Origin of the sequence: Mesorhizobium sp. B2-6-1 (assembly GCF_006440475.1) — a bacterium.
In the GTDB taxonomy this organism is placed as follows: domain Bacteria; phylum Pseudomonadota; class Alphaproteobacteria; order Rhizobiales; family Rhizobiaceae; genus Mesorhizobium.
Map to the genome: position 1 here is coordinate 1 of NZ_VFUH01000023.1, position 20051 is coordinate 20051.

The following is a 20051-nucleotide window of genomic DNA, read 5'->3' on the forward strand; positions in this document are numbered from 1 at the left end:
GATCTCGACAGTGCCGGCTACCGAGGTGAAGTCGGACGGAGTGGAGGTGATCTGGCGATCCCTACACGCTCGACATCCAAAAGGGCTTTGAAGAGAAGATGAAGGCGTTCCCGGACGTCAAGATCATCTCGCTGCCGGCCATGCAATGGGAGGCCAGCAACGCCGGCACCATCGTCGCCGACCAGATGCTTGCCAACCCCGACATCGACCTGATCTTCAGCCACGCCGCGCATCTTTCGGTCGCCGCCGTCGCCTCGCTCGAGGCCGCCGGCAAGAAGCCGGGCGACGTCATGCTGATGAGTTCGAACGGCGCGCCGGTCGGCCTCGACCTGATCCGCAAGGGCTGGCTCAACGTCGAAGTCGAACAGCCGCTCTACGCGCAGGCCGCGGCCGTCGCCATGTTCATGGACAAGGTCGTCAACAAGCAGGAAATCAAGCCCGGCGACTATGACGTGCTTGGGCTGAAATCAGTGGTGACCAAGGAGGCCTGGGGCCCGAACATCAAGATCCCGGGTGCCGCGATCACCAAGGAGAACGTCGACAATCCAGCCTTCTGGGGCAACCAGAAGCCGCCGACGGACACCGTTAAGCCCGTCGAATAAACCTTCCCCAGAACGGCTCCGGGCCACCCGCCCGGAGCCGCCCTGCCCGGCAGAATTGCCCGGCATAGAGCCGCCGCGGCATTCGAACCCAAACCGGATCAGCCCATGAGCCCCCGCACCCGTCAAATCCTCGAGTTCGTCCTCGATAATCTCGTCTGGTTCATGCTGGTCTTCGTGCTGGTGGTGTTCTCCCTTTTCATTCCCAACTATTTCCAGCTCGGTATTTTCGCCAACATCATCGAAGCCTCCAGCGTGCTGGGCGTGATGTCGATCGGCCTGGCGCTTGTCATCATCGCCGGGCACATGGACCTGTCGGTCGAATCGGTGGCCGCGCTCAGCGCCATGGTGGTCGGCATCCTGTTCTGCTCTTCGGGCATCGGCTTCGGCGTACAGTTGCATCCGGACTGGCTGATGGTGCCGGTCTCGCTGCTGCTGGCGCTTGCCGTCGGCGGCGTCATCGGCGCTTTCAACGGATTCCTGGTCGTCAAGGTCAAGATGAGCGCCTTCATCATCACGCTGGCCTCCTACATCTGGGTGCGCGGCCTGGTGCTGGTCATTTCGGGCGGCCGCTCGGCGCAGGATCTGGCGCCTGCCATCCGCTGGTTCGGCATCCAGCGGCTGATCGGTCTGCCGCTCACCGCCTGGATCGCGATCGCCTGCTTCGTCGTCTTCTCGCTGATTATGGCCAAGACGCCTTTCGGCAGGCATCTGGTGATGATCGGCGGCAACGAGACGGCGACCTTCCGCGCCGGCATCCGCGTCAACCGCAACCTGATCATCGCGTTCGTACTTGCCGGCGCCATAGCCGGCCTTGCCGGCTGGCTGCTCGCCATCCGCACATCGGGCGCCACCGCCAATCTCGGCGTCGGCCTGCTGTTCAACGCCTTTGCCGCCGTCGTCATCGGCGGCGTCAGCCTGAAAGGCGGCGTCGGCACCTTACCCGGCGTCTATGCCGGCGTGCTGCTTTTGTCGGCCATCAACACGGCGATCAATCTGATGGGCCTGCCCGCCAACTTCACCCAGGTCATTCACGGCCTGCTGGTGCTGGCGGCGGTCCTGCTCGACGCCTTCAAGCAAACCATTCGCCAGAGGCTCGCATGACCATACGGCCAGAGACCGGAAGACTGTCGGGCAACGTAGCGCTGATCGTCGGCGCCGCGCGCGGCATCGGCAAGGGCATCGCCCAACGTTTCGCCGAAGAAGGCGCCAGGCTTGTGCTTGCCGACACCGAGATCGAGGTGGGGCGAGCGACCGCCAGTGAACTTGACGCCGCCTTCATCGGCACGGACATCTCGCTTTTGGCCGATGTCGAGGCCGCCGTCGCGCTGGCGCTCGCGCACCATGGCCGCCTCGACATCATCGTCCAGAACGCCGGCATTTATCCCTGGCAATTGCTGGAGAACACCAGCCCGGACGACTGGGATCGCGTCATGGCGGTCAATCTGCGCGGCAGTTTCAATGCCGCTCGCGCCGCACTGGTGCCGATGAAGGCGCAGCGCCGCGGGCGCATGCTGTTTACCTCCTCGATCACCGGACCGCACGTCACCAGTCCCGGCCACGGCCACTATTCCGCGACCAAGGCAGGCATAAACGGGCTGATCCGTTCGGCGGCGCTCGAATTCGCCGGCTACGGCATAACCGTCAACGGCGTCGAACCCGGCAACATTCTCACCGAGGGAATGGAGCTTCACCGGGGTGCTGCCTTCATCAAGAACATGGAAGACGCCATTCCGCTCGGCCGGCTGGGCAGCCCGCGCGACGTCGCCAATGCCTTCCTGTTCCTGGCCTCCGACGATGCCAGCTACATCACCGGCACAACGATTGTCGTTGATGGCGGGCAATTGCTGCCGGAGGGGAGCGACTTCAGGCTGGCGCCGCCGTGAACAACGCGTGAGGGAAACAAGAAAGCCGGCGCACATCATCACTGATGCAAGCGCAACCGCAGCGTTCCGCTGGCGGTGATCGACGGGGATTTGGCCCACCGGAACCTCAAGGCGATACACCCGTTCTACCATGTGTGATTCAGGAGATAGTCACAATGGATTGGAACCGCGTCGAAGGAAACTGGAAGCAGGTCAAGGGTAAAGTCAAGGAGCAGTGGGGCAAGCTCACCGATGATGATCTCGACCGCATCGCCGGCAAACGTGATCAGCTTGAGGGCATTATCCAGGAACGCTACGGCATCGAGAAGGATCGCGTACGCCGAGACGTCGACGACTGGTATAGTCGGCAGGGCTGGTAGATAGCAGAGCTGCCATAAAAGGCGTCTTCCCGAGAGCCGCTATGCCTACGGTCGACGGGCTCCCCGCCCCTCCCGGCCGTCCGCATGATGGCGCTCGGCGCGCAAAAAGGCACAACGTCTACACCTGCAAGATCTGCGGCCAGAAAGCCGATATGCGCTACCTACGCCGGTGGATGAGCAGCCGGATCATAGGCCCTTGAGATCGGCTGGAACTCGCTCATGTGGCGCAGATGTTCCGCTATCGCGGAATATCGAACCATAAGGTTTTCTGGCATTATACTTCCTGGCGGACCCCAACCCGCCTGGCCGGCGTCCTGCAAGTCGGGTTTACCCCACCCGCCCCCAAAAAAGGGCGCCGGCCACCTCCGCTCGGCACGGCGCCAAGTACATCGTTATTCAAGCAGCCCCACGCCATGATGTTGCGGGTCAAGGAGCGACGCAATCGACGCCCAAGCGGCAGCAACCGAGAAGCCGACCTCCCACTGATGCCAAACGTAATCGTGTTAACCCCCGGCGCCATCACTCATCGAACGGGCACGTGCCGGCGATATGGTAGAGCGGCAAATATGAGGACTATCGCCTTCACTTCGCCGACCCGCCGCGACGAAGGCGTTCGTTGACCATTTTGGCGGAGACATGTTCGATCGCAAAAATCCGAAATGTTTGGCGCCGCACAGCGACAGAGTGGCTCACTAGCGACACGCTGTCGCGGCCATTTCCGTCACCACAAGTTTCTCGAAGTGTGAAAGATTTGTGACAAATGTCTGGTCAAACGCGTTGGATCGCATTAAAGGCGCATTAAACAGCAACCGCGCGCAGAGCCGATGGGGAGTATGGGCCTTTGTACAAGATGAGACTGACAGCTTCACTTGGGATGCTATATTTATTGAGTCTGACGGTGTCGGCTCACGCATATCTCGACCCGGGCACCGGGAGCATGCTGCTGCAGGGCTTGATTGCAGGTGTCGCGGCGGGCACCACCGTGTTAACCATCTATTACAATCGCCTCAAACTGCTGTTGGCGCGCATTTTCGGTAAGAATCGTACAGACCGGAAATGAAAGGTTCAGGACTAGTTTTTGAGGATGGATCGTTCCGAGATCCTTCCGGGTCGGTCTTTGTTTCCGATGGCCGGGTTTTCCGCACAGTGACCGACCAGGGCAAAGCGAGCTATGAGGCCGCCCGGGATGCGGGCATCCTGCTACGTTACGCCGAGCTGGATAAAATAGTCCGGACCAGTGAGGTCGCCCCCGCAGATTGGCCCGAGGTCGTAGGAAAACCAGCTTACGTGTTGGAACACGGAGCGATACCATTCGTGAGCTATCCCTACGAATGGTCTTTCGGTGCGTTGAAGGCAGCAGCCCTGCATCATCTTGACCTGCAAATACAACTATTGACCGAGAATTTTGTCCTTTCTGACGCAAGCGCCTACAATGTGCAGTTCGTTGGCTCCAAGCCCATCTTCATCGATATCCTCTCTGTTAGGCCATATCGGGACGGGGAGTATTGGACGGGTCACAGACAATTCTGCGAGCAGTTTCTTAATCCGCTGCTTCTCCGAGCTGTGAAGGGAATCGCCCACAATTCATGGTTCAGGGGTGCGCTGGAGGGCATTTCCACCCGCGATTTTGCTCGCTTGCTGACATTTTCTGAGCGATTTTCGTGGAACATGTTGACCCACGTCACGCTGCAAAGTCGCCTTGAACAGAGCTCCGTGAATGATCCCAGCAACGCTGTCAAAAGGGTTAGCCGAAGCAGAAAGCTACCGCGGGCGGGGTATCACGGCATTTTATCCCAATTGCGCCGGTGGATCGCACGTCTAGAGCCGGCCGACACCGGCAAGACTGTGTGGGGCGCATACGCGAGTATGAACACCTACTCCAGTCAAGAGGCCTCGACAAAGCGGCAAATGATCCACGATTTCGCGGCATCCGGCCAAGTCGCCACCGCAATCGATCTGGGCTGCAATACTGGCGACTTTTCGGTCGCCGCTTTGGAGGGTGGCGCGAAAGCGGTAGTTGGCTTCGATTTCGATCAGACCGCAGTCGACATCGGATTTTTGCGGGCCGCGTCAGCTAAAATGAACTTTCTTCCGTTGTGGCTGGATGCTGCGAACCCCAGCCCCGATCAAGGATGGGCTCAGAAGGAACGAAAGGGTTTCTCGTCGAGATTCAGAGCTGATGCGGTTCTTGCTCTCGCTTTTGAGCACCATCTTGCCATTGGCAGAAACGTGCCTTTGCACCAGGCCGTCAAATGGATTGTTGACGTTGCTCCCACCGGCATAATCGAGTTCGTCCCCAAGGATGATCCAACAATTCGACAGATGCTTGCTCTTCGAGAGGATATCTTCCCCGATTATAGCCCTTCTTCGTTCGAATGCGCACTTACGTCCGTTTCCCGCATTGCGAAGAAACAAACAGTGTCGGCCACCGGCCGTACACTTTATCAATTCGATAGGCGATGAAATAAAAAGAGATGGTACTTTATCGGGTATTTTCGAATGAGTATTAACGCCAATCGCATTGTTAGAATTTCGACGGCATTTCTTGCCTTACTGTTTCCAATATTAGTCCTTTTCGTTTTTTTTCCGTTGGAGCTTTATGCGAAAAACGCCAAGGAATTGGGGTATGATATTTGGCTCCCCACTATTTTCTTTTATGGCGGCGCATTTATCTTGATATTTGTATGCGCTCTAACCTTGTTCGGAATTCGGGATTTCATAAAAAAGGCGTATTTGCTTCTAGGGGCCTTCGTATTACTCGCCGACGTTTTTGCCCCCGTTCAGCTGAGTCGCTTAGATGGCGCAGCATTCACAAGCCCGGAGCCCATCTCCATCACTGCGGTAGAAGTTGCTATCTTGGTCGCGCTGTTGGCGGTGGGTGCAGTTACGACTCTAGGCACGCTGGTTCGGGTTTTTGCCATCCTGTCGATCGCGTTAATTGCCGGATTGGCCACTGTCGCTGCGGGCCTGCCGGTGCCACCGGCTGAAACCGAAAACTCTCCTAAATCCGGCTTGTCTATAAATGGCCGCTCGGACCTTCCAAATATATATCACTTTCATCTCGATGAGATGCAGTCAGATTTTGCACTTGCCGCGATCGAAGAGATGAATGACCGGAGCATTTTTCGCGGGTTTACGTTTATGCGCCGGAATATTTCAAATTATCCTTATACGTTGTCGTCGGTTGCGAGCTATCTGACCGGCACCATATTTCGGAATGGAAGCTTTCCCGCCTGGAGGGCGGCCTTCGATCAAGGATTGCTGAAAGATCTTCGGACGGATGGTTACGCAGTTGATGTTGTGGGGCTTCCGGAGATATTGCAGACAAATGTTGCAGATGTATTTTTCACGCCAGAGCAGATCACCAAGTACCAATACTCGCTCAAACACCCGCAAATTGTCGAATTTTCTGGATTATTGTTTGCAAAATTGTTTCCAAATTTCTTGACAAATGAGGCCTTGGGGTGGGGACACTCGGCCGGCGAGCGGATTAGCGCAGTATTTGAGCGCAAAGCGGAAAGCTACATCCCGAAGACCGTAGAACAAGGCGTCCATCCATTTCAGGCTGTTGTGGGGATGAAATATCTGATCGCGAATGAACAGCGGTTTGCCGCACGCGGTAGATACACATTGTTCCAAGCGATCCTTCCTCATGGCCCCTACGTGCTCGATGCAAATTGCATGGTCGATCCCGAACGTGCGGCGGTCGGGGTCCAGGCTGCCTATAGGTCTCAGGCCAGTTGCGCCATGAAGCTTGTTGTGGAGTTCTTGCAAGAGCTCAAGCGACTGGACCGCTATGACGACGCCATTATCGTCATACAATCTGACCACGGGTCCGGGTGGGCAGGCTTTTTGAATGGACTCGGTGGCTCAGAGATGAGTCCGCCGTATCACTCCGGCATCACCGCATTTGGAGGCACCACCGCAGCATTTGAAAGCAGGTCGATGGCAACCCTCATGATTAAGCCCTCTCAATCGGACTCTGATTTTGCGGTATCTGACGGAGAATCGCAGTTGATCGACGTCTATCCCACAATAATGGACGCGATCGGGCACCAGCCTAACCGACCTCACGATGGTCTGAGTTTGTTGCCCTGCCTAACAGGATCCTGTGAAAGCATCCGCGTGCGCCCGCAAAAATTCTTTGTCTATCCGCACGATGGGGGCATTTCTCCGCTGCTAGCCAATACCGTAGTGTTCACGGCCGGACATGCAGTCTTCACACAAACCGAGACTATACCGGTGCCGTAGCGGTTGAACCGCTTGAATATCGCGATGCGTCCCCCCTCGGCCCGCCCGGTTCATGGACGTTGGGCGTTCCGGTGCGGTCGAGGCCAACGCCGCGCCAGCGGCGCTTCGATCGAGGCGATCTCGGCCAAGATGGCCAATTCAATCGACCAGAACAAGGCGCTCCAGAAGACGTACATGCCGGTCAATCTGGTAGCCGTCTGCGCAGCCCGACGTAGGGGCAGGAAACTGCTCGGCCAGGAACGGAATGAATACGAAAAGTTGAAACTCTCCGGAAAATGAGAGTTGAAACTTTTTCAAGGGGCGGTAGCTAACCCCTTGAAACTAATGGCGCGAGTGACGGGGCTCGAACCCGCGACCTCCGGCGTGACAGGCCGGCACTCTAACCAACTGAGCTACACCCGCGCATTGACGAGCACGTGTCAGCCGTGTTCGTCGTTGGGCGCTGGATAAGGGGTTCGCCACCGGGTGTCAAGCGCACGAAACCATCATAACATCAAACTGGAGAAGGTTTTTTGACAGCCGGCGTGTTGTTCGCAAATACGGCCCGCAACGACGGCGTCCCACGCTCATTTGGCCTTGCGAAGCTGGCCCCGACCGCTTAAAGGTCCGGCCCGGAGCGGGCGATTAGCTCAGTTGGTAGAGCGCTTCGTTTACACCGAAGATGTCGGCGGTTCGAGCCCGTCATCGCCCACCATTCAGGCGCCTTTCATTCAAACGCCTCAGCCCCTCGCCAGCAGCGCCTCGACCTCGTGCAAGTCCGGCATGGACGGCGCGGTGCCTGGCCTCGTCACCGAAATGCCCGCAACGGCGCAAGCAAAGCGCACGGCTTGCAGGGGCTCCATCCCACGCGACAGCGCGGCGGCCAGGCCGCCATTGAAGGCATCGCCGGCTCCCGTGGTCTCGACCACCGGGCCGGCGCTGACGGCGGCGACATGTTCGGACCGATCCCTCGTGTGCAGCAATGCGCCTTTCTCTCCCAACGTGACGATGACGGCGCCGGCGCCCTTTTCGAGCAGCTTGCCGGCGGCTGCGCGGGCGTCATCGACCGAGGCGACCTTCATGCCGGTCAACTCCTCCGTCTCGGTCTCGTTGGGCGTGAGGTAGTCGCAGAGCGAATAGATGCGGTCGGGGAGCCTGGCCGCCGGAGCCGGGTTGAGGATGGTCGTCACCCCTGCCCCGCGCGCGATCTCCAACGCCCGCAGCGCCGCCTCGATGGGCTGTTCGAGTTGCGTCACGAAGACGCCGGCACCACGAATCAGGGCGGCATTGGCCTCGATGTCGTCGGGCGAGATCAGCATCGCCGCGCCGGGGCTGACGATGATGGCGTTGTTGCCGGTGCCCTCCTCGACGAAAATATAGGCAGCGCCCGTATAGCTGTCGGGCGTGTCGATCACGGCATTCTTCACGCCGGCGTCCTTCCAGGTGCGCTTGGCCATGTCGGCGAAGGCATCGACGCCGAGGCGCGTGAGGAAGGTTGCATCGGCGCCGAGCTTACCGGCCGCAACCGCCTGGTTCGAACCCTTGCCGCCGGGACCGAGGGTGAAGGACGTTCCGAGGATCGTCTCGCCCATGCGCGGCTGCCGCGCGGCGTGATAGGCCGTGTCGGCGACAAAGACTCCGAGGATGACGATCGGCTTGCCGGCCAGCATGCCGCTACTCCGCATCCGGCGGGACTACGCCCTTGCGGAAGGCAAAACAGCCGTAGAAACGGCGCTCGCCGGTCTGGATGACGCAGTAAGCCTGCTTGGCGCGCTCGTAGAAAGCGTAGCGCTCGACCGGCAGCATCGGCCATGGCTTGCCCTCGGCGGCGTCGATCTCCTTTTGCACTTCCTGCTGGACGGGCGGGATCTCGTCCGGCTTGCCGACGATCTCCATGCGCGCGGCCGAATCGTCGACGAACGTATCCAGCGGGTAGAGCGACAGCACCGCCTTCACGACTTGCGCCGCCGGCGCGTCGATGCGCAGCAGCCGCCCGAGCGCCGTCTGGCGCGCCACCGAATCGGAGGGGAAGTTGGTGTCGGCGACAATCAGGTCGTCGCCGTGTCCCATCGCCCGCAATGCCTGGAGCACGTCGGCATTGAGGAGCGGATTGATCCCTTTAAGCATGATATTCCTCGTGAAATGAGTTTGAGATCAGAGACGCCTGCCGGTCTCGGCATCGAACAGATGGATGTGGTCGAGCCGCGGCCTGAGCTTGAGCGTATCGCCGGGCTTGAAGTCGTGGCGTTCGCGGAACAGCGCCACCATCTCGCCGTCCCCGAAACGCAGGAAGACCAGGGTTTCCGAGCCAGTCGGCTCGACCACCGAAATCTTGGCAGGCACGCCATCGGCATGAATCTCGAGATGCTCCGGCCGCACGCCATAGACGACGGCGCGCCCTTCCTCCGCAGCGCTGCCGGGCGCGACCGGGAACAGAGCGCCGGCGATGTCGACACCGCCCTTGCGCGCGACGCCCTTGAGCAGGTTCATCGACGGAGAGCCAATGAAGCCGGCGACAAACAAGTTGGCAGGCCGGTCGAACAGTTCCAGCGGTGCGCCGACCTGTTCAATGCGGCCGTCGCGCATCACCACGATCTTGTCGGCCATGGTCATGGCTTCGATCTGGTCATGCGTGACATAGATGGTGGTGGTCTTCAGCCGCTGGTGCAGTTCCTTGATCTCGGTGCGCATCTGCACGCGCAGCTTGGCGTCGAGATTTGAGAGCGGCTCGTCAAACAGGAACACCTGCGGGTTGCGCACGATGGCGCGGCCCATGGCGACGCGCTGGCGCTGGCCGCCGGAAAGCTGCCGGGGATAGCGTTTCAGATAAGGGTTGAGGTCGAGGATGTCGGCGGCGCGCTTGACCCGCTCGGCAACCACGGCCGGATCGGTTTTGCGCAGCTTGAGCGCAAAGGCCATGTTCTGCTCGACTGTCTTGTGCGGATAGAGCGCATAGTTCTGGAACACCATGGCGATGTCGCGCTTGGCCGGCGGCAAGTGGTTGACCACACGGTCGCCGATGGCGATCGTGCCGCCGGAGACGGTCTCCAGCCCCGCCACCATTCTCAGCAGCGTGGACTTGCCGCAACCCGAAGGACCGACCAGCACCACGAATTGGCCGTCAGATATATCGACGCTGACTTCGTGCAGAACCTTGACGGTTCCAAACGCCTTGGCCACTTTGCTGATCGCGACTTGAGCCATATCTCCCCCATCGGCTCCATTGCCGTATGCGCAGAAGCTAACCAACGCGACCTGCCAGGGCAAGCCGGTCTCTTCCCGACAAACCCGGTCTCGTTGACACGGCGTTTGGTTGCGAGAATAGTGACGGGCGCTGGTCCGAATACCGGTTGCCCGAACCAAAAAAACGGAACTTCAATCGAGCAGGTGGGGTCCTGCATCGTTCGTTTCCGAACCGGGAGAATCGTTTGGCGCTCCAGCGCCTGAGAAATTTGGCCGCATTCACAACAGATATTCTGGGAGGAACATCGATGAAAACAGGTCTCTACGAAACGCTGGTCCGCGCGGGGGCAACCCGACGCGACATATTGAAGGGCGCGGCCTCGATGGCCGTGATCGCTGCCGCATCCGGCGCCGGGCTCGGCGCCCTCACGCGCCCGGCCTCCGCCGCCAGTGAGCTGCGCTCGAAAATCCTGCAGATCCCCGGCGTGGGCAAGGGTCAGCCGACCGACGCCGACTTCCAGAAGGTCGGCGAGCTCTGTCTCGAGGCGACCAAGGCCAATGTCAAGGAAGGCGAATTCGCCGGCGTCGAGCTTACCTTCATGGGTCTCAACAACCAGAACCTGCACAATGTGCTGTTCCGCGGCTTCCTGAAGCCCTGGGAAACCTATACCGGCGCCAAAATCAACTGGATCGATCTGGCGCAGGCCGACTACAATGCCCGTCTGCAGCAGTCGATCGCCACCGGCACGGTCGACTTCGACATCATCGAGATGGGCGCGCCGTTCGAGGGCGACGTCTGCGGCAAGGGCCTCACGTCCGAGATGCCCGACTGGGTCAAGACCCAGATCGATTTCGACGACCTCGTCAACTATCTGAAGCCGCCTGTCGGCACCTGGAACGGCAAGCAGTACCGCGTGACCGTCGACGGCGACGCGCATAATTTCAATTACCGCACCGATGTGTTTTCCGATGCCGACCTCGCCAAGGCCTGGAAGGACGGCGGCGGCGGCGGTGAATGGGGCGTGCCGAAGACCTGGCAGCAGGTCCAGGCTGTCACCAAGTTCCTCAAGGGCAAGCAGGTCAAGGGTCAGGACGTCTACGGCTATCTCGACGCGCCGAAACCCTGGGGCGGATTCGGCTTCTATTTCCTTGGCAGCCGCGCCACCGCCTACGCCAAGCACCCCGACGACAAGGCCTGGCTGTTCGACGCCGACACGATGAAGCCGCGCATCAACAATCCGGCCTGGGTGCGCGCTATACAGGACGTGATCGACGCGCTGCCTTCGGAGCCTGCCGACCAGATCAACGCCGATCCAAACACCACCGCCTTCCAGCAGTTCCTGGCCGGCACCGGCTCGATGGTCACCTGGTGGGGCGATGTCGGCTCGAACGTCAAGACCAACGACTCCTCCGTCGTGGGCGACGTCACCGGCTTCTCGATCCTGCCCGGCTCCGACGATGTCTACAACTCCAAGACCGGGCAGTGGGACAAACTCGCCAGCGGACCGAACTATGCGCCGAACTGCGCCTATCTCGGCTGGGGCGTATACGTCATGGCCCGCGTCGATAGCGACGAGAAGAAGAAGAAGGCGGCATGGTCCGCCGCCGCCCATCTCGGCGGCAAGGACCTGTCGATCTGGACGGCGATGTACCCGTCGGGCTTCCAGCCCTACCGCAACTCGCATTTCGACATTCCGGAATGGGTGGCGGCGGGCTATGACGAAGCCTTCATCACCTCCTATCTCAAGTCGGAATCGGACAGCTACAACCACCCGAACGCGGCGATCGAGCCACGCATTCCCGGCATCTTCCAATACTATTCAGCCGCCGAGGACATTCTGGCAAACACCTTCGCCGGCAAGATGAAGGCACAGGAAGGCGCAGACGCCATTGCCGCGGCCTGGGAGAAGCTGACCGACCAGATCGGCCGCGACAACCAGATCAAGCTCTACAAGGCCTCGCTCGGCCTGTAGGCAGGCGTTATGATGGATCACGGCCCGGCGGAACGTCGTCGCCGGGCCGTATCTTGGCCGGCTTCGGCCGGTCATTTGCGCAAAAGAGGCAAGAGGCGTGGCTGACCAGACTTCGACCACGAATGCGTGGCCGGCAAATTCCGTACCGACCGATCTGATCCCGCCCGGCCGCAAACGGCTTGGTTGGGCCCTGATGGCCGTCGCGACGCTCGGCCTTCTGGCAACGATCCTGGTGCAAATCCTCTACAAGAGCGAGGTCGACACGATCGGCTTCGAGACATGGCGGCCCGTGGTCTACGCCTATGTGCTGTGGGGCGTGGCACTCGGCGTCGGCCAGGTGCTGACGCGCGGCGAAGACGGCCAGCGGGCGCTGTTCCTGCTGCCGGCGCTGCTGTTCACCATCGCCATGGTGATCTTCCCGACCCTGTTCGGCTTCTACATCGCGCTGACCGACTGGAACCTGAGTTCGTTCTCGGGCCGCAAGTTCAACGGGCTCGACAATTTCTGGCAGATGCTCGGCGATCCCTATTATCGCAACGCGCTGTTCAACATGGTGCTCTATGTGCTGGCGGTGCTGGTCGAATATGTCATCGCCTTCGGCCTGGCGCTGCTGCTCAACGCGCAGATCCGGGCGCGCAAATTCTTCCGCGTCGTCTTCCTGATGCCGCTGATGCTGTCGCCGGTCGCGGTCTCGTGGATGATTGGCAAATCGCTGATGGAGTACCGGTTCGGGCCGGCGGCGACGCTGGCCCGCCACCTCGGCTGGGACAACCCCGCTTTCTTCTCCAACCCGATCACCGCCCGCATCTCGATCATGATGCTCGACGCCTGGACCTTCATCCCCTTCATGATGATCATGCTGCTTGCCGGCCTGCAGGCGATGTCGCGCGAGGTGCTGGAGGCCGCGCGCGTCGACGGCGCCACGGCCTGGCAAACCTTCTGGCAGGTCACCTTCCCGCTGATGCTGCCGGTGTCGGTGACCGCCGTCGTGTTGCGCATCATCTTCAAGCTGAAACTGGCAGACATCATCATCACGGTCACCTCGGGTGGTCCGGGCGGCGCCACCGATTCCGTGTCGAGCTTTATTTATCGCGAGTACCGGGACCGTTCCAATGTCGGCTACGGCACGATGCTGGCGATGGCCTATCTCGTCATCATCGTGGTGTTCGTGACCTGGCTGCTGAAGGTCGCCAACCGCTTCGTGCGCAATGTGAACTAGTGCGGCAGGGATCATGAGCGTTCAGACCACCGACTATACCGTCTCCGAAATCCACTCGCCGGCGAGCTTCATCACCAGCCGCGTCTTCATCTATGGCGCGCTTGTGTTCTGGGCCTTCATCTGCCTGTTTCCGATCTACTGGACGATCACGACCTCGTTCAAGTCGGCGGTAGACGTGACCCAGGGGCATCTGATCCCCTTCGTCGACTTCCAGCCGGACTGGAAGGGCTGGCGATCGCTTGGCCTGTCGCCGGATTCGATCTTCCAGACGTCGACCGTCCGCGACGAATTCTTCAAGCGCTTCATGAATTCGGTCATCACTTCGGTCGGCGCGTCGAGCCTCGCCATCGTCATCGGCAGCCTCGCCGCCTACGGCCTCACGCGCTACCGCTATCACTTCGCCTGGTTCAAGAACGAGGACATTTCCTTCTTCTTCCTGTCGCAGCTCATCCTGCCGCCAGTCGTGCTCGCACTGCCGTTCCTGGTGCTTTACCGCGAAGTCGGACTGCTCGACACGCGCATCGGGCTGATCCTGCTCTACACGCTGATGGTGCTGCCGATCGTCATCTGGATCATGCGCGACCAGTTCAATTCCATCCCGGTCGAGCTCGAGGAAGCGGCCCTCGTCGACGGGTTGTCGATCTGGGGCGCGTTCTTTCGCATCGTCATGCCGATTGCCCTGCCCGGCATGGTCGCCGCCTTCATCCTGGCGATGGTGCTGTGCTGGAACGAGTATTTCTTCGCCGCCCTTTTGACCTCGACCGACGCCAAGACAATTCCGGTCATGGTGGCGAGCCAGACCGGTTCACAAGGCATCAACTGGTGGTCGATGGCAGCGCTTGCCACGGCGGCAATCGCACCCTTGGCCGTCATCGGCATCGCGCTGGAGCGATATCTGATCATGGGCATGACCGCGGGAGCGGTGAAATAGGCGGCGCCGTCCTTACCTTCTCCCACAAGGGAGAAGGAAGAACCGCGCTAGCCCCTCAGGATCGTGCGCAGGTGATCCATGATCATGGCAACGCCCTCTGCTCCGAGCGCAGCCGAGGCATCCGGAGCGCTGGCCGTATACCAGCTCGTATTGTCGGCGAAATGGCCGGCATCGACAGCCTCAGGGCATAGCGCCAGCATCAGCGAAGTCTCGCCGATCCCAGCATGGTCGAACGGGTACTTGCCGTTCATCTCGGCCGGCATCAGCGGATGCACCTGCACCCAGTTGAAAAAATTGCTGCCCTCGGCATGCTCGGCATAGTAGGCGGCCATCGCCTCGGAGCCCCACCAGCCTTCACCTCGTTCCTTCTCAAGGAAACGGAAGATCGCCTGACGTCCGGCGGCCTTGAAGGCGAGATCGGTCGGCATGCCGGCGGCGAAATTCTCGGTCTGATGGTGGATGATGGCGTGGACGTTGCGAAAACCGATGCGCAGAAGGCTATAGAACAGTTCCTCCGCGAAAGGCGCCAGTTGATTGCCGCCAACCTGCACCGAGCCTGTGCCCTCCGGCGGCGCCACGGCGTAGCTCGCTGCGCCGTAGTAGAAGGGCGGCAGGATGACGATCTCCCGCTCCTTCTCAAACAGCTCCAGCGTCTTGACGACCGCCAGCGTGTCCATGCCCACCGCCATGTGCTCGCCATGGTATTCGAGCACGCCGAGCGGCAGCGCGATCGGCCAGTTCTGGGCGATCGCCTTGCGGATCTGGTGCGGCAGCATCAGCTCATAGCGCATCGCACTACTCCATATTGGTGTGACGGGCCCGCATCGCTTCCGGCGAGGCCGCGGTCAACCCCCTGAGCTTCATCACCATGACCTCGAACAGCAGGAACAGCGCGCCTTCGAACACCGATCCCATCGGCAGGACCGATGTTTTTTGCGGACCCTGGTCGTCGGCCATGGTCTGCGCCGGCACGAGCAGGGTGAAGTCGGCCAAGCGTGCTGCACTGCCGCCCGGCTGGGCGGTCAGAAGCAGAACCGTCGCGCCGGCCTGGCGCGCCACCTGCATCAGGGTTAGCACGGTCGCGGTTTCTCCAGGCCCGGAACTGACCAGGAAGACATCGCCCTGCCCCACGGGCGGCGTGGTCATGTCGCCGACCACCGACACCGGCAGGCCCAGATGATGGAGCCGCATGGCGAAGCCCTTGACCTGCAAGGCCTCGCGGCCGCAGCCGTAGACGACGATCTGCCGTGCTCCTGCGAGCATCTCGCAGACGGCATCGATCCGGCCGTCGTCGACGCGCGCCAGCACAGTGCCGAGCTCGTCCAGAGCGGTCCTGAACATCTGCGAGCCCGCATCGCTCACGACGGTGCCGTCCAACGATCCGAGGTCGAAGAAGAGTGGAAATTCCCGGTCACGTCTCTCCCGAACAGCTTGTTTTTATTGATGCTACCACCGCGAAAATCCGTGTCCAACGCCCCCTGCGCGCTTTTGCTGTGCCACGAGCATGATAGTGTCATGTCAGACAAGTCAATGAGGCAAACGGCAGGATATGAAGACACGGCATTTCGACCGCATCGGCAATGGCGGTATCAGCTTCACCGAACTCGGCTTCGGCACGGCGCCGCTTGGCAACCTCTACCGCGCCGTCTCCGACGAGGACGCCAATGCGACGCTGGAGGCTGCATGGGCGACCGGCTGCCGCTACTACGACACCGCGCCGCTCTATGGGCTTGGCCTGTCGGAGACGCGGCTCAACCCCTTCCTGCGCGGCAAGAAACGCGACGACTACGTGCTGTCGAGCAAGGTCGGCCGCATCATGCGCGCCTGTCCGCCGCAGGAGCGCACCGGCATCGGCAAGTTCTTCGACACGCCGTCGCGCAAGGAGGTCTACGACTACAGCTATGACGGCGTGATGCGCTCCTTCGAAGCGTCCCTGGAACGGCTCGGCGTCGACCGCATCGACATTCTGTTCGTGCACGACGTCGACATCTTCACCCATGGCAGCAAGGAAGCGTCCGACCAGCGCATAGAGGAGTTTATGTGCTCCGGCTATTACGGACTGCTTGCCTTGCGCGACCAGGGCGTCATCAAGGCCTTCGGCGGCGGCATCAACGAATGGCAGGTTGCCCAGACATTGGCCGAGCGCGGTGATTTCGATCTGTTCCTGCTTGCCGGCCGCTATACGCTGCTCGAGCAGGAGGCGCTGACATCCTTCCTGCCACTCTGCCAGAAGCGCGGCATCGGCATCGTTTTGGGCGGCCCCTACAATTCCGGGATCCTGGCCACGGGGCCGAAGCCGGGTGCCTTCTACAACTACACCGAAGCGCCGCGGGACGTGCTCGACCGGGTGGCGCGCATCGAGGCGGTCTGCCGGCGGCATGACGTGCGCCTGATCGAGGCAGCGTTGCAGTTTCCGTTGCTGCATCCGTCCGTCGTGTCGGTGATCCCCGGTGGCCAGCGGCCAAGCGAGGTCGAAAGCAATCGGTCACTGCTCGATGCGAAACTGCCGGCGGCACTCTGGGCCGACCTGAAGAAGGACGGCCTGATGCGGGCGGACGCGCCAACCGGGTAGCTCGCAATGGCGAACCTATCGACCGGCACGAGCGCAAAAGAAAAGCCGGGGCTTGCCCGGCTTTTCTGATATTTTGAAATTTAAAAAAGGCGCTTAATTGACGGCGTCCTTGAGACCCTTGCCGGCTGAGAACTTCGGCACGGTGCGCGCCGGGATCTTTACTTCGGCGCCGGTCTGAGGGTTGCGGCCGGTCGAGGCCGCGCGCTTTGACACGGTGAAATTGCCAAAGCCGACAAGCCGGACATCGCCGCCCTTCTTCAGTTCGCCGGTGATGACGGAGAATACCGCATCGACAGCCGACTGCGCGTCACCCTTCGAAATGCTCGCGGCGTCGGCGACAGCGGACACCAGTTCGTTCTTGTTCATAAAAATTCCCTTCCATGAGAACACCGGAACTCTCGACTCATCCGGCAGGAAACGGACTTTAGAAAGAAGCGCTCCCGCAACCAAGTCGAAAAGCCGGGAAAGAGCGGAAAAAAGCCCGGAATTCCGGGGTTTTTCACATGAAAAAGCCGGGCGCGAGGCCCGGCTTTCTGTTTGTGCGCTGCAACTTTAGCAAGAACTAATGCGCAAGCGACTTTCCGGCGTCATCCGCAGTGTCCGTCGCGGCGGGAGGATTGACCGGTTCGACCCATTCGATTGGCTCCGGCATACGCACCAACGCGTGGCGCAACGCCTCGCCGACCCGCGAGACCGGGATGATTTCCATACCGTTCTTCACGTTGTCAGGAATATCCGCCAGATCCTTGGCGTTGTCTTCCGGGATCAGCACTTTCTTGATGCCGCCGCGCAGTGCGGCAAGCAACTTCTCCTTCAGACCGCCGATCGGCAGCACTCTGCCGCGCAGCGTGATCTCGCCGGTCATGGCGACATCGGCCCTGACCGGAATGCCAGTCAGCACGGAGACGATCGCGGTCGCCATCGCCACACCGGCCGACGGCCCGTCCTTGGGCGTGGCACCCTCCGGCACGTGGACGTGGATGTCGCGCTTGTCGAACAGCGGCGGCTCGATGCCGAAATCGAGAGCGCGCGAGCGGACATAGGAGGCCGCCGCCGAAATCGATTCCTTCATCACGTCGCGCAGATTGCCGGTCACCGTCATGCGGCCCTTGCCGGGCATCATGACGCCTTCGACCGTCAGCAGCTCGCCGCCGACTTCCGTCCAGGCAAGCCCGGTGATGACGCCGACCTGGTCGTCTGCCTCGACCTGACCGAAGCGGAAGCGCGGAACACCGAGATAATCGGCGAGATTGTCCGCCGTGATGTTCACAGTCTTCTTCTTCGTCTTCAGGATCTCGGTCACCGCCTTGCGCCCGAGCTTCATCAGCTCGCGCTCCAGGCTCCTGACGCCCGCTTCACGGGTGTAGGTCTGGATGATGGCGCGGATCGCGTCCTCACTGACGGAGAACTCCTTCGGCTGCAGCGCGTGATCGCGCACCACCTTCGGCAGCAAATGCCGCTTGGCGATCTCGATCTTCTCGTCCTCGGTGTAGCCGGCGATACGGATGATTTCCATGCGGTCCATCAAGGGCGCAGGGATGTTCAGCGTGTTCGCCGTCGTCACGAACATCACACTCGACAGGTCGTACTCGACCTCCAGATAGTGGTCCATGAACGTCGAGTTCTGCTCGGGGTCGAGCACCTCCAGCAAAGCCGACGACGGATCGCCGCGGAAATCCTGGCCCATCTTGTCGATCTCGTCGAGCAGGAAGAGCGGATTGGATTTCTTCGCCTTCTTCATCGACTGGATGACCTTGCCGGGCATCGAGCCGATATAGGTGCGGCGGTGACCGCGGATCTCGGCCTCGTCACGCACGCCGCCCAGCGCCATGCGGATGAACTCGCGGCCGGTCGCCTTGGCGATCGACTTGCCGAGCGAGGTCTTGCCGACGCCGGGAGGGCCGACGAGGCACAGGATGGGCCCCTTGAGCTTCTTCTGGCGGCTTTGCACGGCGAGATACTCGACGATACGGTCCTTGACCTTGTCGAGACCGAAATGGTCGGTGTCGAGCACGTTCTGCGCGAACGCCAGGTCCTGCTTGACCTTGGAGTTCTTGCCCCACGGGATCGACAGGATCCAGTCGAGATAATTGCGCACCACGGTGGATTCCGCCGACATAGGCGACATCGTCCTCAGCTTCTTCAATTCGGCTTCCGCCTTTTCGCGAGCCTCCTTGGAGAGCTTGGTCTTCTTGATGCGGGCCTCGATCTCGGCGGCCTCGTCGCGGCCATCCTCGCCTTCGCCGAGCTCCTTCTGGATCGCCTTCATCTGCTCGTTGAGGTAGTATTCGCGCTGCGTCTTCTCCATCTGGCGCTTGACGCGCGAGCGGATGCGCTTCTCCACCTGCAGGACGGATATCTCGGCTTCCATGAAGCCCATCGCCTTTTCCAGCCGCTCCTTGACCGAGAGCGTGGCCAGCATCTCCTGCTTTTCAGGGATCTTGATGGCGAGGTGCGAAGCGACCGTGTCGGCGAGCTTGGAATAGTCGTCGATCTGGCTGGCGGCACCAACCACCTCGGGCGAGATCTTCTTGTTGAGCTTGACGTAGTTCTCGAAGTCGGTGACGACCGAACGAGCCAGCGCCTCGACCTCAACCTCTTCCTCTTCCGGCTCGACCAGCGCGGTGGCGCGGGCCTCATGGAAGTCGGGACGGTCGGTGAACGCGGTGATTTTCGCGCGCGAGGCGCCTTCGACCAGCACCTTGACGGTGCCGTCGGGCAGCTTCAGCAATTGCAGCACGTTGGCGAGCGTGCCGATATCAAAGATGGCATCGGGCTCCGGATCGTCATCGGCGGCATTCATCTGGGTGGCGAGCAGGATCTGCTTTTCCTGACCCATCACCTCTTCCAGCGCCTTGATCGACTTTTCACGCCCGACAAAGAGCGGAACGATCATGTGCGGGAACACCACGATGTCGCGCAGTGGGAGGACTGCGAAGACGCCGTCGCTGGGAGCCTTGGTTATTTTGGCCATTGTCCAACCTTTCATGTCGCGGCCGCCAATCGGCCAACCGCGAATCTTATATTAACGACCGGGGATCGTTCCGCCTACCACCGTTGTGACGGGAGTTTTACAGCACAGAAATCGGGCACCTCGGC

18 protein-coding genes, 2 tRNA genes and 1 pseudogene are annotated in these 20051 nt (G+C 60.8%); 13 read left to right on the forward strand and 8 right to left on the reverse strand.

Going from position 1 to position 20051, the window contains the following annotated elements:
- The 8 genes and pseudogenes from FJ443_RS29430 to FJ443_RS31505 form a co-directional block, all read left to right on the forward strand.
- A pseudogene (locus FJ443_RS29430) lies at positions 1–602 on the forward strand (substrate-binding domain-containing protein); the annotation flags it as partial.
- Between the two features lie 105 nt (positions 603–707).
- Positions 708–1703, forward strand: a complete 996-nt coding sequence (locus tag FJ443_RS29435) for an ABC transporter permease (protein WP_140556947.1) — start codon at positions 708–710, stop codon at positions 1701–1703.
- Positions 1700–2485: an SDR family oxidoreductase gene (locus tag FJ443_RS29440; protein WP_140666773.1), complete on the forward strand. Its 786-nt coding sequence runs from the start codon at positions 1700–1702 to the stop codon at positions 2483–2485. The genes FJ443_RS29435 and FJ443_RS29440 overlap by 4 nt, the downstream gene beginning before the upstream one ends.
- Positions 2486–2640: 155 nt before the next feature.
- Positions 2641–2844, forward strand: a complete 204-nt coding sequence (locus FJ443_RS29445) for a CsbD family protein (protein WP_140493912.1) — start codon at positions 2641–2643, stop codon at positions 2842–2844.
- Positions 2845–3694: 850 nt separating this feature from the next.
- Entirely contained in the window at positions 3695–3904 is a 210-nt protein-coding gene (locus FJ443_RS29450) for a hypothetical protein (RefSeq protein ID WP_140495002.1), read from the forward strand.
- The gene (locus FJ443_RS29455; RefSeq protein WP_140522018.1) at positions 3901–5307 is read left to right on the forward strand and encodes a class I SAM-dependent methyltransferase; all 1407 of its coding nucleotides are present in this window, start codon (positions 3901–3903) and stop codon (positions 5305–5307) included. Before FJ443_RS29450 ends, FJ443_RS29455 begins: the two co-directional genes overlap by 4 nt.
- A gap of 36 nt (positions 5308–5343) precedes the next feature.
- Complete coding sequence (locus FJ443_RS29460; RefSeq protein WP_140522016.1) at positions 5344–7095, forward strand: sulfatase-like hydrolase/transferase; 1752 nt, start codon at positions 5344–5346, stop codon at positions 7093–7095.
- A 129-nt stretch (positions 7096–7224) separates the two neighbouring features.
- Positions 7225–7374 carry a hypothetical protein gene (locus FJ443_RS31505; RefSeq protein WP_181165118.1) on the forward strand — a complete coding sequence of 50 codons (150 nt, stop codon included), beginning with the start codon at positions 7225–7227 and terminating at the stop codon, positions 7372–7374.
- A 46-nt stretch (positions 7375–7420) separates the two neighbouring features.
- On the opposite strand, the gene FJ443_RS29465 is transcribed toward FJ443_RS31505, so the two are convergent.
- Positions 7421–7497 (reverse strand) — tRNA-Asp (locus tag FJ443_RS29465).
- A gap of 216 nt (positions 7498–7713) precedes the next feature.
- Here FJ443_RS29465 and FJ443_RS29470 point away from each other — a divergent pair.
- Positions 7714–7789, forward strand: a tRNA-Val gene (locus FJ443_RS29470).
- A gap of 25 nt (positions 7790–7814) precedes the next feature.
- Here FJ443_RS29470 and rbsK read toward each other — a convergent pair.
- Genes rbsK through ugpC form a run of 3 tightly spaced genes read right to left on the reverse strand, consistent with a single transcriptional unit; the run spans position 7815 to position 10278 of the window.
- Entirely contained in the window at positions 7815–8744 is a 930-nt protein-coding gene (gene rbsK / locus FJ443_RS29475; RefSeq protein WP_140631585.1) for a ribokinase, read from the reverse strand.
- A gap of 4 nt (positions 8745–8748) precedes the next feature.
- Positions 8749–9201 carry an RbsD/FucU family protein gene (locus FJ443_RS29480; RefSeq protein WP_140493920.1) on the reverse strand — a complete coding sequence of 151 codons (453 nt, stop codon included), beginning with the start codon at positions 9199–9201 and terminating at the stop codon, positions 8749–8751.
- A gap of 27 nt (positions 9202–9228) precedes the next feature.
- The gene (gene ugpC / locus FJ443_RS29485) at positions 9229–10278 is read right to left on the reverse strand and encodes a sn-glycerol-3-phosphate ABC transporter ATP-binding protein UgpC (RefSeq protein ID WP_140666775.1); all 1050 of its coding nucleotides are present in this window, start codon (positions 10276–10278) and stop codon (positions 9229–9231) included.
- A 287-nt stretch (positions 10279–10565) separates the two neighbouring features.
- Here ugpC and FJ443_RS29490 point away from each other — a divergent pair, with 287 nt between their 5' ends.
- The 3 genes from FJ443_RS29490 (at position 10566) to FJ443_RS29500 (ending at position 14380) form a co-directional block, all read left to right on the forward strand.
- Positions 10566–12230 carry a sugar ABC transporter substrate-binding protein gene (locus tag FJ443_RS29490; protein ID WP_140666777.1) on the forward strand — a complete coding sequence of 555 codons (1665 nt, stop codon included), beginning with the start codon at positions 10566–10568 and terminating at the stop codon, positions 12228–12230.
- A gap of 97 nt (positions 12231–12327) precedes the next feature.
- Positions 12328–13449: a sugar ABC transporter permease gene (locus FJ443_RS29495; RefSeq protein WP_140521848.1), complete on the forward strand. Its 1122-nt coding sequence runs from the start codon at positions 12328–12330 to the stop codon at positions 13447–13449.
- A gap of 13 nt (positions 13450–13462) precedes the next feature.
- Complete coding sequence (locus tag FJ443_RS29500) at positions 13463–14380, forward strand: carbohydrate ABC transporter permease (RefSeq protein ID WP_140493928.1); 918 nt, start codon at positions 13463–13465, stop codon at positions 14378–14380.
- A 47-nt stretch (positions 14381–14427) separates the two neighbouring features.
- Here the strand turns inward: FJ443_RS29500 and FJ443_RS29505 are convergent, their stop codons facing one another.
- Entirely contained in the window at positions 14428–15171 is a 744-nt protein-coding gene (locus FJ443_RS29505) for a creatininase family protein (RefSeq protein WP_140666779.1), read from the reverse strand.
- A 4-nt stretch (positions 15172–15175) separates the two neighbouring features.
- Complete coding sequence (gene hxlB / locus FJ443_RS29510) at positions 15176–15721, reverse strand: 6-phospho-3-hexuloisomerase (RefSeq protein WP_140556958.1); 546 nt, start codon at positions 15719–15721, stop codon at positions 15176–15178.
- 208 nt (positions 15722–15929) lie between these two features.
- On the opposite strand from hxlB, the gene FJ443_RS29515 reads away from it, so the two are divergent.
- Entirely contained in the window at positions 15930–16952 is a 1023-nt protein-coding gene (locus tag FJ443_RS29515; protein WP_140666781.1) for an aldo/keto reductase, read from the forward strand.
- A gap of 93 nt (positions 16953–17045) precedes the next feature.
- On the opposite strand, the gene FJ443_RS29520 is transcribed toward FJ443_RS29515, so the two are convergent.
- Positions 17046–17318 (reverse strand): HU family DNA-binding protein, encoded by a 273-nt coding sequence (locus FJ443_RS29520; protein ID WP_006201846.1) that lies wholly within the window; start codon positions 17316–17318, stop codon positions 17046–17048.
- A gap of 196 nt (positions 17319–17514) precedes the next feature.
- Positions 17515–19926: an endopeptidase La gene (gene lon / locus FJ443_RS29525; RefSeq protein ID WP_140493937.1), complete on the reverse strand. Its 2412-nt coding sequence runs from the start codon at positions 19924–19926 to the stop codon at positions 17515–17517.
- Positions 19927–20051: the final 125 nt, after the last annotated feature.